Origin of the sequence: Yimella sp. NH-Cas1 (assembly GCF_022359705.1) — a bacterium.
Classification (GTDB): domain Bacteria; phylum Actinomycetota; class Actinomycetes; order Actinomycetales; family Dermatophilaceae; genus Yimella; species Yimella lutea.
Genome location: NZ_JAKSGG010000003.1, coordinates 2751404 through 2767119, shown reverse-complemented (window position 1 = coordinate 2767119; position 15716 = coordinate 2751404). Strand labels below are relative to the sequence as shown.

Annotated in this window: 13 protein-coding genes and 1 pseudogene; 5 read left to right on the top strand and 9 right to left on the bottom strand. The window is 67.6% G+C overall.

Annotated elements, in window-relative coordinates; translation table 11 throughout:
* Positions 1-57 precede the first annotated feature (57 nt).
* Entirely contained in the window at positions 58-477 is a 420-nt protein-coding gene (locus tag MF407_RS13660) for a DUF1232 domain-containing protein (RefSeq protein ID WP_239702620.1), read from the top strand.
* 176 nt (positions 478-653) lie between these two features.
* Here the strand turns inward: MF407_RS13660 and MF407_RS13655 are convergent, their stop codons facing one another.
* The 7 genes and pseudogenes from MF407_RS13655 to bioB all read right to left on the bottom strand — a co-directional run bounded on the left by MF407_RS13655 (position 654) and on the right by bioB (position 6137).
* Positions 654-1145, bottom strand: coding sequence for a low molecular weight protein-tyrosine-phosphatase (locus MF407_RS13655; RefSeq protein ID WP_141927395.1), 492 nt, complete (start codon positions 1143-1145; stop codon positions 654-656).
* A gap of 15 nt (positions 1146-1160) precedes the next feature.
* On the bottom strand, positions 1161-1955 hold the full coding sequence (locus MF407_RS13650) for a GNAT family N-acetyltransferase (protein ID WP_211345116.1): 795 nt from the start codon (positions 1953-1955) through the stop codon (positions 1161-1163).
* 58 nt (positions 1956-2013) lie between these two features.
* Positions 2014-2703, bottom strand: coding sequence for a dethiobiotin synthase (gene bioD, locus MF407_RS13645; RefSeq protein WP_239702619.1), 690 nt, complete (start codon positions 2701-2703; stop codon positions 2014-2016).
* Positions 2704-2779: 76 nt separating this feature from the next.
* Positions 2780-4069 carry an adenosylmethionine--8-amino-7-oxononanoate transaminase gene (locus tag MF407_RS13640; RefSeq protein ID WP_239702618.1) on the bottom strand — a complete coding sequence of 430 codons (1290 nt, stop codon included), beginning with the start codon at positions 4067-4069 and terminating at the stop codon, positions 2780-2782.
* A 63-nt stretch (positions 4070-4132) separates the two neighbouring features.
* Positions 4133-4813 (bottom strand): hypothetical protein, encoded by a 681-nt coding sequence (locus MF407_RS13635; protein WP_239702617.1) that lies wholly within the window; start codon positions 4811-4813, stop codon positions 4133-4135.
* A 109-nt stretch (positions 4814-4922) separates the two neighbouring features.
* A complete protein-coding gene (locus tag MF407_RS13630) occupies positions 4923-5117 on the bottom strand; it encodes a hypothetical protein (RefSeq protein ID WP_239702616.1) in 195 nt (64 codons plus the stop codon).
* Positions 5118-5124: 7 nt separating this feature from the next.
* A pseudogene (gene bioB / locus MF407_RS13625) lies at positions 5125-6137 on the bottom strand (biotin synthase BioB).
* 132 nt (positions 6138-6269) lie between these two features.
* Between bioB and MF407_RS13620 the strand changes: the two are divergent.
* The 4 genes from MF407_RS13620 (at position 6270) to MF407_RS15690 (ending at position 10374) form a co-directional block, all read left to right on the top strand.
* Positions 6270-6614: a TetR family transcriptional regulator gene (locus tag MF407_RS13620; RefSeq protein ID WP_239702615.1), complete on the top strand. Its 345-nt coding sequence runs from the start codon at positions 6270-6272 to the stop codon at positions 6612-6614.
* A complete protein-coding gene (locus MF407_RS13615; RefSeq protein ID WP_239702614.1) occupies positions 6602-6874 on the top strand; it encodes a hypothetical protein in 273 nt (90 codons plus the stop codon). Before MF407_RS13620 ends, MF407_RS13615 begins: the two co-directional genes overlap by 13 nt.
* Positions 6875-6918: 44 nt before the next feature.
* A complete protein-coding gene (locus tag MF407_RS13610; protein ID WP_239702613.1) occupies positions 6919-9222 on the top strand; it encodes an MMPL family transporter in 2304 nt (767 codons plus the stop codon).
* Positions 9223-9600: 378 nt separating this feature from the next.
* Entirely contained in the window at positions 9601-10374 is a 774-nt protein-coding gene (locus MF407_RS15690; protein WP_275578269.1) for a transglycosylase family protein, read from the top strand.
* 76 nt (positions 10375-10450) lie between these two features.
* Here the strand turns inward: MF407_RS15690 and MF407_RS13595 are convergent, their stop codons facing one another.
* Together MF407_RS13595 and MF407_RS13590 are read right to left on the bottom strand one after the other, a co-directional pair.
* Positions 10451-11755: a M1 family metallopeptidase gene (locus MF407_RS13595; protein WP_239702612.1), complete on the bottom strand. Its 1305-nt coding sequence runs from the start codon at positions 11753-11755 to the stop codon at positions 10451-10453.
* 55 nt (positions 11756-11810) lie between these two features.
* Positions 11811-15650, bottom strand: coding sequence for a Pls/PosA family non-ribosomal peptide synthetase (locus MF407_RS13590; RefSeq protein ID WP_239702611.1), 3840 nt, complete (start codon positions 15648-15650; stop codon positions 11811-11813).
* Positions 15651-15716: the final 66 nt, after the last annotated feature.

Sequence of the window (15716 nt, the reverse complement as noted above, 5' to 3'; positions counted from 1 at the left end):
GTGCGGGTTTGGCGGATTCCGACTCGCCGACCTCCTCGAACTGCCTACCCTCGGAACATGCCTGCTGATGCCGCTACCCGGCGCCTGCTCGCTTCCGAACCCTTCGCGCGCTGCCGCCGGATGGCCGAAGACGCAGCCCGTGACGACCACCGACTCCGCGTGTTGCTCGCGGAGGTCGAGATGAAGGTCATCGAGTCGGAGTTCTTGCGGGCCAAGCCGATCGCGGTCAACATCGACATCGCCGCGGCGGTCGTCGAGGCGTTCCTGGAGAGCGGCGAGCCGTACGCGTCCCTGGACGCCACCCGCTCGGCCCGGCTGCGGCTGGTGATCGCCGGCCTGCAGTACCTCGTCATGCCGCACGACGCCATCCCAGATGACAGTAGACACGGCCTGATCGACGACCTCACCGTCGTGCGTTGGGTCGCCCGCGTGGCCTCCGGCTCCGAGGGGCACCCGGTCGACGAACTGGGAGAGTAGGCGCCGGCCGCACTGGGTGAGGTTGTCACCACACAGCGGAGAAGTCGGAGACAGCCAGCATCAAGTAGCCGCCGCAGGTGACCAGCCCGAGGAGCACCGCGGTCGAGACCGCGGAGGCGGTCTCGGTGAAGGTCGTTCTGCCGGCCCGGGTTTCGCCGCCGCCCTGCGTGTCGGGCTCAGCGCTGTGACGTGACGGTCTTCAGGTGCTCGACCAGGCCGCGGCAGGCGGCCTCGACCTCGTCCCGGCAGCGGTCGAATCCGACCCCGTCACCGAAGTAGGGGTCGTCGACCTCGTCCTTGTCGGCGTCCGGATCGAACTCACGCAGCAGTCGGATGTGCGCGCTGCCCTTTCCCGCCTCGACCATCTGCTCCACCTCGTCCAGGTGGCCACGGTCGGCCACGACAATGAGGTCGCGCTCGGTCAGGTCGTCAGCGCTCAATTGACGTGCCCGGTGCGCAGACCCGTCGTAACCGCCGGACGTGAGTGCGGTCAGCGTCCGCGGGTCGGCCGGGTCACCGACGTGCCACCCGCCCGTGCCGGCGGAGTCGACAATCACCTTGTCCGACAAGCCTTCCCGCTCAACGAGCTCACGCAGGATCACCTCGCCCATGGGGGAGCGGCAGATGTTGCCGGTGCAGACGACGCAGACGCGGTACGGATCGGTCATGCCGACGATTGTGTCTCAGACCCGCGTCCAGATGTACGGGGTCGTGGTGGTGACGGCGGTCAGGCCGCTGCGTTCGAGGATCGGCTGCGACATCGGGGAGCAGTCGCTTTGCATGAACTTCACTCCGGCTTGCTGTGCGTGCGCCGCCCGAGCCGCGGTCAGCGCGCGATAGATGCCCTGGCCACGGCGGGCAGCGTGGGTCACACCGCCCCAGAGGCCCGCGAAGTCGGTGCCCGGCACGATCTCGAGTCGTCCGGCACTGATCACCTCGTCGCCGTCCTCGGCCAGCCACATGGTCGCGTTGCCTCGGGACCGTTCGAGCCGATCGATGGTCTCGACAGCCGTCGCGTCGCCGCCACCGAAGCCGGCGTTCTGCAGGTGATTGGCGCGGGTCACGTCGTCGGTGAAGTCACCGGCCACCCCGGCCTGCCGGATGCGTACCCCTGGCGGCAGTTCGACATCCTGCACCAGATGTTCGACCGGGCCGACCATCACGGTCTCCAGTTCCTCGGCCTGGAAGCCCTGCGCGACCAGGCGTTGTCCGAGATCGGCCGGTTGATCGTGCCCCCTGGTCTTCCATTCGAAGCGGGCCACCTCGGTCTCGTCGCGGTAGTGCGCGATGGTGCGTTCGATGAGTTCGTCGAGGTCATCGACGCCGCCGAGCGAGCGGTAGGTCGTGAAGCCGCCCCAGCCGAAGACACCGCGTACGAGCGGTCCGTCCTTGGTGAAGGAGAGCGCGCCCACCACCTCCGCGTCCCGTCGAAGTTGGTCGTCGTACGCCTGCAGCAGTCGGGCGATGTCGTCGGTCATGGCGGCCATCATCCTCGCCGATCGGCCGCGAGCCCATCTCTTTTCGGGACGGCTCCCGTCAGAGGCGAATCCAGGTCGGGGCCTGCTCACGGAAGGTTTGCGGACGGAGGTCACCGGCGCCGCTCGGCACCGCGCCGAGCAATTGACCCTCGGCCAGCGTGCGCAGTCGGTCGACGTTGGTGCGTTCGGCGAGGTCGGGCTGGTCGGATGCCGACCCGATGACGACGCCGACCAGGTCGAGTCCGCGGTTGCGGAGTGCTTCCAGCGTGAGTGCCGTGTGGTTGAGGGTGCCGAGTCCGGGCCGAACCACCACGACATAGCCGGTACGGATCCCCTTGGCTTCCAACGGGATACCCAGATCGGCCAGGGTCGCGCCCTCACTGTCGAGCCGAACGAGCAGCCCGCCGGACCCCTCCACCAGTATGACGTCGTAGCGATCGCTCTGCGCCTGTTCGGCGACGCGTTCGGCATGTTCGCCCACCGTCGGGATCGAGGTCTCGGCCAGTTCGGCGGCCACGTCCGGAGCCAGCGGATCGGGCAGCCGCAGGTGCTCGTCGACCTCGACGCCGGCGAGCCGGGCGATCGTTTGCGCATCGCCGTCCTCGTTCTCACCCACGCCGGTCTGGGCGAGCTTGATCGCCAGGACGCGTTGGCCGCGGGCGGCCAGGGCGGCCGCAATGACCGCCGTGGCGACGGTCTTGCCGACCTCTGTGTCGGTGCCGGTGATGACGAGGACAGGTGTGCTCACGCGACCACTGTCGCACCTCGCCCTGCGATGACTCAGGCCTGTTGTGGTTCGCGGTACGAACGTTCCTCGAACAGCGTCATGCGACAGCCCGGGTCGCCGCCACCATGGCTGCGCCGATCTTCTCCACCTCGTCCGGGGAGCAGACGTACGGCGGCATCGCGTAGATCAGGTCTCGGAAAGGACGCAGCCACACGCCGTGTTCCAGAGCGACCCGGGACGCTGCGGCGTGGTCGCGCGGCGCGTCGAGCTGAATGATTCCGACAGCTCCGATCGACCGGACGTCGGCTACTCCCGGCAGTGCACGGGCGGGTTCGATCGCCGAAGACAGCCGTGAGCCAAGCGAATTCACGCGCTCGAGAAGGTCGTCGCCGAGCAGGTCGATGGATGCGGACGCGACCGCACACGCCAACGGATTCGCCATGAAGGTCGGCCCGTGCATGAGGGCGCCGGCAGGATCGGCCGAGACTGCGTCGGCGACCTGCGAGGTGCACAACACTGCGGCAAGGGTCAGATACCCGCCGGTCAACGCCTTTCCGACACACAGGACGTCGGGGACGACGCCGCACCGGTCGGCCGCCCACATCGTGCCGGTACGGCCGAATCCGGTTGCTATCTCGTCGAACACCAGCAGCGCGCCGGATGACCGGGCGAGGTCGTCGAGCACGCGAACCGCCGACGGTGGATGGATCCACATGCCTCCGGCTCCCTGGAGCACCGGCTCGACGATCACCGCGGCGATGTCGTCTGCGTGCTTTTCGAAGAGTGCTCGCGTCTCGACCTCCCAGGCGGAGATGTCGGCGTCCAACCCACCGGGAGGTTGTGGCGCGAAGATCTGCTGCGGCAGCACCCCTCGAAAGAGCGTGTGCATCCCGTTCACCGGGTCGGTGACGCTCATCGGGGACATCGTGTCGCCGTGATACCCGCCACGGATGGTGAACACCTTCGAGCGCGGACGGCCAGCGGCGGCGTGCGCCTGCCAGGCCATCTTCAACGCGACCTCGACGGCGACCGAGCCACTGTCGGCGAAGAACACGTGCTGCAGCGAGTCACCCGGTGCGAGGCGAATGAGCTTGTCGGCCAACGTGATCGCGGGCTGGTGGGTCAATCCACCGAACATGACGTGCGACATGCGGTCGAGTTGCGAGCGGGCGGCCGCGTCCAGTTCCGGTACCGCGTACCCGTGGATCGCGCACCACCACGAGGCCATGGCGTCGATGACCTCGTGGCGCTCGCCGTCGGCTGTCCGCAACCGAAGTCGCACGCCCGACGCCGACTCGACCAGGTGCGTCGTGGTGGGTCGGGTGGCGGATGCGTATGGATGCCAAAGGTGTTCACGGTCGAAGTCGAATAGGTCTGGCGACGGCACCCGCCCATCAAACAGTAGGAGGGTCCGGGTAGCGCCCGGACCCTCCTACCTCGAAGTAATGCGTCAGTCGCGCTTGCGAGTGAGCTTGGCGACGTTGACCGCCAGTTCCAGCAGGACGCGGGCGCCGAAGATCACGGCACCGACGATCGCCAGGTCGGCGAGCATGTTGAGGACGGCCGGGAAGACCTTCATCTTCATCGTGACGTCGTTGTCGCCGTCACCCATGGTGTCGCCCATGAAGCCGTGCAGGATGTCGGTCAGACCCCAGAGGATCGCAGCCGCGCTGATCAGCATGAAGGCGAGCGGCGCGATCTTCTCGGTGAGCGACTTGCTGAACTTGTCGCTGAACATCGCGCCGGCGCCGTCGCCACCACCGGAGTTAGCGGTCGGCTGGAAGCCACTCTGGTTGCCCGAACGGCCGGTGCCGTAGGCGGGAGAGTTGTCGCCGTAGGACTGCTGGCCGTAGGACTGCCCGGAGTTCTGTGAACCCTGGCCGTAACCCTGCGCGGCAGACGAACCGCCACCCTGGGACCCCCACTCCTGGGTGGACTGCGAACCGGCCTGGTTGTCGGCCTCGGGCGAACCCCAGTTCTGACCGAGCGAGCCGCCCTGGCCGCCTGCCTGCTGCTGACCGTAACCCTGGCTCGAACCCTGGCTCGAACCCTGGCCCGCGTCCCCTTGGCCCCAGTTCTGGCCGAGCGAGCCGCCCTGGCCGTCGTACGACCCGCCTGTCGGCTGTGACATCTGCTTCCTCCTGAAGTCGTGCGGCCTGCCTCGGCCGCTCGGATCAAACCTAGTTCGCTCGCCGCGCCGACGGTGAGGGTTTCCTCGGCGATTCCGCAAAACGGGTCGTTCAACCGCCCTCCAACTCACCGTGCTGGACGCAGGTCGCGCTCCAGTGTGTCGGGGTGACCTGCACCTTCATCCGGCGTTTGCACTTCGTACAGAACCGCGGAGGTTCCTCGGCCGCCAACCAGCGTGCGCACACTTCGTGGTCGCCCTCGGCCACCGGCTCACCGCACCGGGCGCAGTAGCGGTCGTCACTCACCACCGGCTCACAGGGAAGCGTTCAGTGCCTTGATCGGCATCTGCAACTCGTCGAGCAGTTCGAGGTCCTGCTTGGGATTGCGTCCCAGGGTGGTCAGGTAGTTGCCGACGATGACGGCGTTGATGCCGCCCAGCAGTCCGTCGCGCGTGCCCAGGTCACCGAGGGTCAACTCGCGTCCGCCCGCGTATCGCAGGATCGTCCGCGGCATCGCCAACCGGAATGCCGCGATCGTGCGCAGCGCGTCCTGGAGTCCATCGGTTCCAGGTCACCGAACGGGGTGCCGGGGCGCGGGTTGAGGAAGTTCAACGGCACCTCGTGTGGCTCGAGTTCGGCCAGCTGCGAAGCCAATTCGGCCCGCTGCTCCAGCGTTTCGCCCATGCCGACCAGGCCGCCGCAGCACAACTCCATGCCGGACGCCTTCACCATCTGGCAGGTGTCCCACCGCTCCTCATAGGAGTGGGTGGTGACGACCCGCGGGAAGAACGACCTCGCGGCCTCGAGGTTGTGGTTGTAACGGTGCACACCCATCTCGACCATCTGGTCGACCTGTTCCTGGGTGAGCATGCCGAGGGACGCCGCGACCTGGATGTCGACCGCTTCCTTGATCGCCTTCACGCCGTCGCGCATCTGCGACATCAGCCGCTCGTCCGGCCCACGGACCGCGGCGACGATGCAGAACTCGGTCGCGCCGGTGGCGGCGGTCTGCTGCGCGGCCTTCACCAACTCGGGGATGTTCAGCCACACGCTGCGCACCGGGGAGGTGAACTGACCGGACTGGCTGCAGAAGTGGCAGTCCTCGGGGCAGCCGCCGGTCTTGAGCGAGACGATTCCCTCGACCTCGACCTCTTCACCGTTGAACTTCAATCGCACCTCGTGGGCCAGAGCGAGCAGGTCCGGGAGCATCTCGTCCGGCGTGCGCAGCACCTCGACGATCTCGTCGTAGGTGAGTCCTTCGCCCTTGATGAGGACGCGGTCCCGCGCGCGTTCGAGGATCGAGGTGTTCGCTGTGGTGCTGGTCATGGCGCACGATCCTGCCGCAGGCCGGCACAGGGCTTTCGCCGGACCCGCTACTCGGCGGTCACCGGGCCGCCGTGGTGCAACTCACAGAGTGCAAATTTGCACCCTCCGCCCCCAAAGGGCAAATATTGGCCAGTGCCCGAATCCAACCTCCATGAGCTCAGCCGGCGCTCGCTGAACAAGCACCGCACCGCCCAGCGGATCACTCGCTGCGCCCAGCGGTTGGCCGCCGATCACGGTTACGACGAGTTCACCCTCGACCAACTCGCCGACGCCGCAGAGGTTTCGCGTCGGACGTTGTTCAACTACTTCCCCACGAAACTCGACGCCGTCCTCGGAGACGGTCCGCGCATCGACGCCGCCACCCTCGCGACGTTCAAAGCGGGTGGGCCTACGGGGGTCCTGATCGACGACTGCGTCGAGATGGTCAAGGTCATGTTCGACGACCGGAACTCGACCGGGCGGCCATGGTCAAGGTGACGCAGTGCTTCGAGCGCAATCCGAAACTCACCCATGAGGCCCTGCAGCGCGCACGTCACCACATCGGTGAGTTCGCCGGCGTGATCGGTGAACGAGAAGACCTACCGCCCGACCACCCGCGCGTCCGGGTCGCGATCGCCACTTTGCTGGCACTGGTCGAAGTGACCATGCAGCAGTTCGTGGCCGACGAGGGCGCCCACTCCTTCAACGAGTTCTACGCCGCCAATCTCCAGGTCGCGCACGACCTGCTCGGCCGCTGACCGCGATTCCCGACGACTTCCACCCGCACGAGAAGAAAGAAGCTATGGCTACCTTCCTGTACCGCCTCGGCAGTACGGCCTACCGCAAATGGCCGGTGTTCATCGCCGCCTGGCTGCTGGCCGTGATCGGATTCGGCGCGCTCGCCGGCGCCGTCTCCAAGCCGATGGCCGACTCCTTCAGCATTCCCGGAATTCCCTCGCTCCAGGCGCAGGACATGCAGAAGAAGCTGTTCCCGGACGCCAAGGACGTCGAGAACGCCGCCACGGTCAACGTCGTGCTGGCCGCGCCCGAGGGCCACTCGCTGCGCGAGGCGAAGTACCAGCAGGCCGCCGGTGCGCTGGTCAAGGACCTCGCCACCGTCCCGCAGATGCCGAAGACGCAGATCGCGCCGCCGGTGCCCGCAGCCGATGCGCAGTACAAGATGGCCGTCCAGAGCGCGATGAAGAACGGTGCTCCGAAGGCCGTCGCCGAGGCGAACGCGAAGGCGCTCCTGCCGCTCTCCGCAGACGGCCGGGTCGGCACGATCACCTTCGATTTCGACGTACCTGCCGTACCGGACGTGAAGCCGGCGACCAAGGACAAGCTGACCGAGGTGCTTCAGAAGCACGCGAAGACCAGCGGCATGCAGATCGAGGTCAACGGTCAGGGCATGCAGGCGATCCCGGAGACCGGCGGCAGTGCTGAGCTGATCGGTATCGCCGTAGCCGCGATCGTCCTGATCATCACCTTCGGCTCGCTCGTGGCCGCCGGTATGCCGATCATCGCCGCCTTCTTCGGTGTCGCGATGGGCATGATCGGGATGTACATCGCTACCGCCTTCACGACCATCGGCACCACCACGCCGATCCTCGCGACGATGATCGGCCTCGCGGTCGGCATCGACTACACGCTGTTCATCCTGGCCCGCTATCGCGCGGAACTGCGGCACACCGAGGATCGTGCGCATGCCGCAGGTCTTGCTGTCGGAAAGGCCGGTTCGGCCGTCGTGTTCGCCGGTCTGACCGTGCTGATCGCCCTGGCGGCGCTCGCCGTCGTCGGCATCCCGTTCCTGACCTCGATGGGTATGGCAGCTGCCGGCACGGTGTTCTTCGCGGTGCTCGTCGCCCTCACCCTGCTGCCCGCGATCCTCGGATTGTTCAAGAGCAAGGCCTTCGCCGGACGAGTCCGTCGCCACAAGGACCCGCTGGACGAGGACGGTCGCCCGCTCAACAACGGCGTCCGCTGGGCCCGTTTCCTGGGCAAGAAGCCGGCCGCCATCGTCGCTCTCGTGGTCGTGTTGCTCGGTGCGCTGGCCGTGCCGATGAAGGACCTGCACCTCGCGTTGCCCACCGACTCCACGGCCGCCAAGTCGACCACGCAGCGCAAGGCTGCTGACCTGGTCGCCGGGGCGTTCGGTGAAGGGCGGCAGTCCCCGCTGGTGACCGTCGTGGACGGTTCGTCGCTGAAGACCCCGCAGGAGCGCGTCGCCGCCTACAACAAGGTCGTCCAGTGGGCGGCCGGGCAGGACAACGTCGCGAACGCCCAGATGGTCGCGGTCAACAAGGACATGTCGGGCGCTCAGGTGCTCATCACGCCCAAGACCGCCGCTGACGACACGAAGACCGAGGACCTGCTGCACGCGCTGCGCGGCGGTGAGTCCGGCATCGAGTCGCAGACCAGGACCGACATCGGGATCACCGGTGTGACCGCCATCCAGACGGACGTCTCGGAGCGGCTGACCGAGGCGCTGCCGATCTACCTCGCGGTGGTCATCGGCCTGGCGTTCCTCCTGCTGTTGCTGGTCTTCCGGTCGCTGCTGGTGCCGCTGACCGCGACGCTCGGCTTCCTGCTGTCGGTGCTCGCGACCCTCGGTGCGACCGTGCTGATCTTCCAGGAAGGCACGTTCGGCCTCGTCGAAGGCGCACCGCTGGTGAGCTTCATGCCGATCATCCTGATCGGTCTGGTGTTCGGCCTGGCGATGGATTACCAGGTCTTCCTGGTCACCCGGATGCGGGAGGCGTACGTGCACGGCATGTCGGCCCGCGAGGCGGTGGTCGACGGCTTCCGCCACGGCGCCCGTGTGGTCTCCGCGGCTGCGGCGATCATGATCTCCGTCTTCGCCGCGTTCATCCTGCAGGACAACTCGCTGATCCAATCGATGGGCTTCGCGCTGGCGATCGCGGTCTTCTTCGACGCGTTCGTCATCCGGATGACGCTCATCCCGGCACTCATGTACCTGATGGGCGACAAGGCGTGGTCCTTGCCGAAGTGGCTGGACAAGATCCTGCCGTCGGTCGACGTCGAGGGCGAGAAGCTCGTCGGTATCCACCCGGAGCTGGAGAAGGAGCCGGTGCTCGAGGACGACTGATCCTCGGGCCACACAGCAGGCGGGGTCGCGCCCTTTTTCGGGGGAGGGCGCGACCCCGTCGTCATACCCGCCCCAGCCCCGGAAAGACGCACAATTCGGTCGGTTGCACGCGGCAGGACGGATGTGAGTCATGTCACATTCCGTGACCTTTCTGTAACACTCCGTCGACGTGTTGCGTTGATGCCCCTGACCGCATGGTTGCCCGACCGCTCGGACCAATGAGTTGCGTCGGGAGCTGGCACGTTCGCTCGCCGTACCTCCCAGGTGAACGTCGCGTCCGGAACTTCCGGAGCCAGACGAGGCGCCGCGGTGCATGACGAGCCGACCGATCGGAGGCTTGCGTGCGCCTGGTGAGGCAGCAAACCGAAGGGAAGCATTTTGCTCAACAACCGCAAGACCCGAATCTCCACCCTCGCCGTGACGGGCGCCGCTGCCGCGGCTGCCGTGTCGTTCGGTACCGCCGGCGAGGCCAAGGCCGAGACAGTCTGGGACCGCGTCGCACAGTGTGAGTCGGGTGGCAATTGGAGCATCAACACCGGTAACGGCTACTACGGCGGACTGCAGTTCAGCCAGCAGACCTGGAGCGGCTTCGGTGGCTCCGGCTCGCCGGCCAACGCCAGCAAGGCCGAGCAGATCCGTGTCGCCCAGCGCACCCTCGCGGTGCAGGGCCCCGGCGCGTGGCCGGTGTGCTCCGTGCGTGCGGGTCTGACCCGCGCGAACGGTGGCGCCGCCTCCTCGACCGCCCCGGCCCAGGCTGCGCCGCAGCAGCAGACCTCGCGCAGCGCGACGCGCAAGGCTCCGCAGCAGCAGGCTCCGACCTACCAGGCGCCGAAGAAGCAGTACCAGGCGCCGAAGAAGCAGTACCAGGCGCCGAAGAAGAGCTACCAGCAGCAGGCTCCGGTGCAGCAGCAGGCTCCCGTGCAGCAGGCCCCCAAGAAGGTCAAGCAGCACAAGCACGAGGTCACCCGCGCGACCCCGAAGGTGCAGAGCACCGGTGACACCTACACGGTGAAGTCGGGCGACACCCTTGGCAAGATCGCCGAGAAGCTCGGTCTGAACAACTGGAAGTCGCTGTTCCACCTGAACAACGACAAAATCAGCAACCCGAACCTGATCTTCGTCGGCCAGGTCTTCGACATCCCGGCGAACTGATCACCGGGTAGTCACCCCCTGAACGAATCCCCCGGACGCGTCACGCGTCCGGGGGATTCGTTCTGTCGCGGAACGGTCAGCGGGGCAACGGCGGCAGCGGCAGCGCGTACACCCATGCGTCGATCAGGTCGTCGATGCGGACGCCGCTGTGCTCGCCGGCGAACGCCACGAACTCCTGTGTGGACACGTTCTTCCCGTTGTAGGCCTTGACCCAGTCCTGCAGCATCGCGAAGAAGCAGGCGTCGCCCAGACGCTTGCGCACCGCGTGGACGGTGAGCGCGCCGCGCTTGTAGACGCGGTCGTCGAAGACGTCCGCCTGGCCCGGGTCGCCGAGCAACAGATCCTGCGGCTTGCGCGTGAGGCCGGCGTGGTGCTCGGCGGCACGCTCGTCGGTCGAGGGCCCGCCGGACTCCTGCGACCACAGCCACTCGGCGTAGCAGGCGAAGCCCTCGTGCAGCCAGATGTCTTTGAGCGAGTGCATGGTGACCGCGTTGCCGAACCACTGGTGTGACAGTTCGTGCGCGATCAGACGCTGGGCGTCCCATCCACGGTTGAGGAAGTTCGTGCCGAAGATCGACAGCGACTGTGCCTCGAGCGGGATCTCCAGCGGCTCGTCGGTGACCACGACGCGGTAGACGTCGAACGGGTACGGCCCGAAGAGACGGGTGAAGAACTCCAGCATCGCCGGCTGGTCGGCGAACGCACGCTCGAAGGCGGTGAGTCGCGCCGGCGGCACCGCACCGCTCATCGGCACATCGGCCGACTGCGGCACCTCGACGTACCGCCCGATCTGGACGGTGGCGAGGTAGGGAGCCATCGGCTCGCGTTGTTCGTAGGTCCACACCACGCGTCCGGCGCGGCGGCGGGAGGCGGTGCGGATCCCGTTGCACACCACCAGGTAGTCGGGGTGGGTCGCGACCGTGATGGTGTAAGTGGCCTTGTTCGACGTGCGGTCGTTGCAGGGGAACCAGCTCGGTGCGCCGCCGGGCTGCGCGGCGACGATCGCGCCGTCCGTGAGCTCTTCCCAACCGGCGTCCCCGACCTCGTCCTTCACCGGTACCGGCACGCCGCGGTAGGCGACCGTCAGGCGGATCTCCTCACCCTTGGCGAGTTCCTTGGCCAGCTTGATCCGCAGCCGTGAGTCGCGGTGGGTGTAGCGGGCCACCCGGACCCCGGAGATCTTGACGACCTTCAACGCGTGCAGGTCGACCACCAGTTCGTCGAGCTTCTTGCAGGCGCGGATGTGCAGCGTCGCCTTGCCGGCGAGGTTGTTGTTCTCGATCGCGTAGTCGAGGTCGAGGTCGTAATGGGTGACCTCGTACGAGGCATCACCGTGCCCGGGCAGGTAAGGATCGACGGGGCTCTTGCTCAGGGGGCTCAACAGGTTTCACCATCTACAGCGGTAGTCATCGGAAGTGGTTGCAGTAGCGACCGGTTCACGGCTGGTCGCCTTCGTTCCATGCGCCGATCGGGTTGCCCAACCAGCGGGTCTTGTCGGGCACCGACTCCCCGCGCATGACCAACGACACCGGGCCGACGGTAGCCGACCGACCCAGGGTTGCGGCGGGAAGTATCACGCCGTGCGGGCCGAGCGTCGCGCCTTCCTTGAGCGTCACCGTGTCCATCGACAGGACGCGGTCGTGGAACAGGTGGGTCTGGACGACGCAGCCGCGGCCGACCGTTGCTCCGTCGCGCAGTTCGATCAGGTCGGCCTCGGGCAGCCAGTACGTCTCGCACCAGACGCCGCGTCCGATCTTGGCGCCCATCGTCCGCAGCCAGAGGTTGAGCACGGGGGTGCCGGACGCCGAGCGGGCGAGCCATGGGGCGGCGAGCATCTCGACGAAGGTGTCGGCTAGTTCGTTGCGCCACACGAACGAACTCCACAGCGGGTGTTCACCGCGGCGGATGCGTCCGACCAGCACCCACTTCGACAAGGACGCCAGGCCGGACGCGATCGCGCCGCCGACCATCAGCACCGGACCGACCAGCACGATCATCGGCACGACGCCCCAGTGACGCTGGATCTCCAGCAACGCCGCGGCCACGGCGACACACAGCCCGAAGGCCAGCAACACCGGGACGATGCGGCACAGTTCGACGATGCCGCGGGCGATCCGCAGTCTGCGGGCCGGTCGGAACGTTCGGCTGTCGTCGGTCTTGCTGGACTCGCGACGCAGCTTCACCGGGGGACTGCCCAGCCAGGACGTGCCCGACTTCGGCTTCTCGGACTTGCTCGGTGCGGCGGACAGCACCGCGACGAGGCCGCGCTTGGGCACCTTGCGGCCGGGTGCGGCCATGCCGGAGTTGCCGAGGAAGGCGCGCTTGCCGATCTTGGTGCGGCCGACGCGCAGGCGTCCGTCATGCAGTTCGTAGGGGCCCACGAGGGTGTCGTCGGCGAGGAAGGACGCCTCCCCGACGGTGACCAGCTTGGGGATCATCAGGACGGTGGACGCCTCGACGTCCTTGCCGATGGTGGCACCGAGCGAGCGCAACCAAGCCGGGGTGAGCGCGCTGGAGTAGAGCGGGAACAGCCAGCCGCGCGCTTCGTCCATGAGGCGCAGGGTGCCCCAGGCGCGCAGAGCCTGCCCGCTGTGCACGGGGAACTCACCTTCCTGAAGCTTGGCCTGCAGCAGTCGGGCGAGCAGCCAGATCGACGCGGTGAGAAGGGTCAGTCCGGTCAGTCCACCGGCGAGGACCATCGGGACGGCCATCGTCCAGGCCGACCGGTCGTCGAGCACCAGGGAGCCGACGTAGATCGCGGCAGCTGTGGCAAGTACGGGCAGTCCGGCGATCAACAGGGCGAGCGTGCCGTACGCGAGGGTGAAGATCGGCCGGTGCGGAGGGCGGTCAATCTCCCGCGGCTTCATCCTGGCCAGCTTGGTCGCGGGTGCGCCGCTCCAGAACTCCTCGTCCGGCACGGTGCCGAAAACGCCTGAGCCCGGGGCGATCTCGCTGCCTCGACCGACGATCGCGCCCGGCGTGAGGGTCGACCGGGTGCCCACCCGGGAGTCCTTGCGGACATGGACCTGCCCGATGTGCAGGCGGTCGCCGTCGAGCCAGTGCCCGGACAGGTCGACCTCCGGCTCGATGGAGGCGTACTGACCGACGGTGAGCATGCCGGTGACCGGCGGGATCGTGTGCAGGTCGGCGTCCTTGCCCACCTTGGCGCCGAGCAGGCGGGCGTACGTCGTCATCCAGGGCGCGCTCGACAGTCGGATCGCACCGCTCTCCTCGGCGATCTTCTCGGCCAGCCACAGTCGCATGTGGATCTTGCCGCCGCGGGGGTAGTTACCCGGCTTGAGTCCGGCCAGCGTGATGCGAATCAGGCTGGTCGCCAGCAGGATTCGTCCAGGAGGCGTGAGAAAGATCAGCACCAACGGGAGGATCAGCCACCATGACGCCGTTGGGAGATCGCGATCGACCACGAAAGCGGTGAGCTTCGTACCCAGCAGCAACCAGGCGATCCAGCGCATACCGGCCAGGGCCCGGGTGCCGACCAGCCCTACGTGCTGCCCGATCTGTGTCTTGAGTGGAGTCGGCGGGACGGTGCGTTCCCGCACGTTTGCCGGAGCGGCCATCGAATCCAGTTGTGTGGCAAGGGCGCCCACCGTCGGATAGTCGTAGATGTCGGCGACGGTCACCTCGGGATGCGTCTGGCGCAAACGGGACACCAGCTGCGCCGCGGTCAGGCTGCCGCCGCCGGCCTCGAAGAAATCGTCCTTGGGTGTGGCGACCACGACGCCCATGACCTCCAGCCACAGGTCGGCGACCATCTTCGCGGTGCCTTCGAGTTCGACAGACTCCTGCCCGACCGGACGCAGCGTGGGCACGGGCCAGGGGAGTGCGTCGCGGTCGATCTTTCCGCTGGTGCGCGTCGGGAGGGTGTCGACCTCGGCGAGCCGCGGCACCATCGTCGCGGGCAGTTCCGCACGCAGCCGGTCCATCGCCACCGACAGGTCGAAGTCGGGCTTGGTGGTCAGGTAGCCGACCAGGATCTTGTTGCCGGTGCTTGTCGATCGGATCGCCGCCGCGCCGCCGTGCACTCCGGGCAGCGCGGTGAGGGCGGCGTCGATCTCACCGAGTTCGATACGGCGTCCGCCGAGTTTGATCTGGTCGTCCGCGCGACCGGCGAAGAGCAGTCCTTCGGAGTCCTTCACCACGTGGTCACCGGAGCGGTACGCCCGCTGCCAGCCGAGAGTCGGCATCGGTGCGTACTTCTCGGCGTCCTTGGCCGGGTCGAGGTAACGCGCGAGGCCGACCCCGCCGATGATGAGTTCGCCGGTCTCGCCCTCGGCGACCGGGTTGCCGTCGGTGTCGACGACCTCGAGGTCCCACCCGTCGAGCGGGAGGCCGATGCGGACGGGGCCGTCGCCGGTCAGGCGCGCGCCACAGGCGACGACGGTCGCCTCTGTGGGCCCGTAGGTGTTCCAGATCTCGCGGGTCTCGGTGGCGTACCGGATGCCGAGCTCGGGCGGGCAGGCCTCGCCGCCGAGGATGAGCAGACGCACCTTCGACAGTGCTTCGGCCGGCCACAGGGCCAGCAAAGTCGGCACCGTCGAGACGACCGTGATGTCGTTGGCGATCAACCATGGGCCGAGGTCCATCCCCGACTTCACCAACGACCGTGGTGCCGGGACGAGGCAGGCGCCGTACCGCCACGCCAGCCACATCTCCTCACAGGAGGCGTCGAACGCAACGGAGAGACCGGCCATAACTCGGTCGTCCGGGCCGATCGGGCTGTCCTGCAGGAACATTCGTGACTCGGCATCGACGAACGCTGCAGCATTGCGGTGCGTGACCGCGACGCCCTTCGGCTTGCCGGTCGAACCCGACGTGAAGATGATCCAGGCGTCGTCCTCGGTCGTCGGCGGCCCGACCGACTCCTTGGGTTCGGCCTCACGGCGGACGTCGATCGCCAGGTCATCGCCGAGCACGGCAGCCACCTGCGCCTCGCCGAAGACGGTGCGGGCGCGCTCGTCCGGGTCGTCCGCGTCCACCGGCACGTAGGCCGCTCCCGCGGCGATGATGCCGAGGATCGCGACATAGAGGTCGGTCGTGCCGGACTTGATTCGGACGCCGACGCGGTCGCCGCGTCCAACCCCGGCGGTGGCGAGCTGCTCGCTGAGTTCGGTGACCCGCTCGTCGAGTTCGGCGTACGTCAGTACCTCGCGCCCGTTGTCGAGGGCGGGCGCGTCCGGGCACTCCTGCACGGTCTCGGCGAAGATGTCGACGAGCGTGCGGGGTGCCGGGGCCAGATCGCCTCGCAACAAGGACACGGATCCATCGCTTTCGTCGGGAGCAGCGGCAATATTGTGCCGGGGTCAGGTGAACGCCGCTGTGTC

What these genes read in the sequence shown, in the direction of transcription:
- MF407_RS13655 (WP_141927395.1), bottom strand. Translation starts at nt 1,145, where the DNA reads ATGACCGATCCGTACCGCGTCTGCGTCGTCTGCACCGGCAACATCTGC.
- MF407_RS13660 (WP_239702620.1), top strand. Translation starts at nt 58, where the DNA reads ATGCCTGCTGATGCCGCTACCCGGCGCCTGCTCGCTTCCGAACCCTTC.
- MF407_RS13650 (WP_211345116.1), bottom strand. Translation starts at nt 1,955, where the DNA reads ATGACCGACGACATCGCCCGACTGCTGCAGGCGTACGACGACCAACTT.
- MF407_RS13615 (WP_239702614.1), top strand. Translation starts at nt 6,602, where the DNA reads ATGGTCAAGGTGACGCAGTGCTTCGAGCGCAATCCGAAACTCACCCAT.
- MF407_RS13635 (WP_239702617.1), bottom strand. Translation starts at nt 4,813, where the DNA reads ATGTCACAGCCGACAGGCGGGTCGTACGACGGCCAGGGCGGCTCGCTC.
- MF407_RS13610 (WP_239702613.1), top strand. Translation starts at nt 6,919, where the DNA reads ATGGCTACCTTCCTGTACCGCCTCGGCAGTACGGCCTACCGCAAATGG.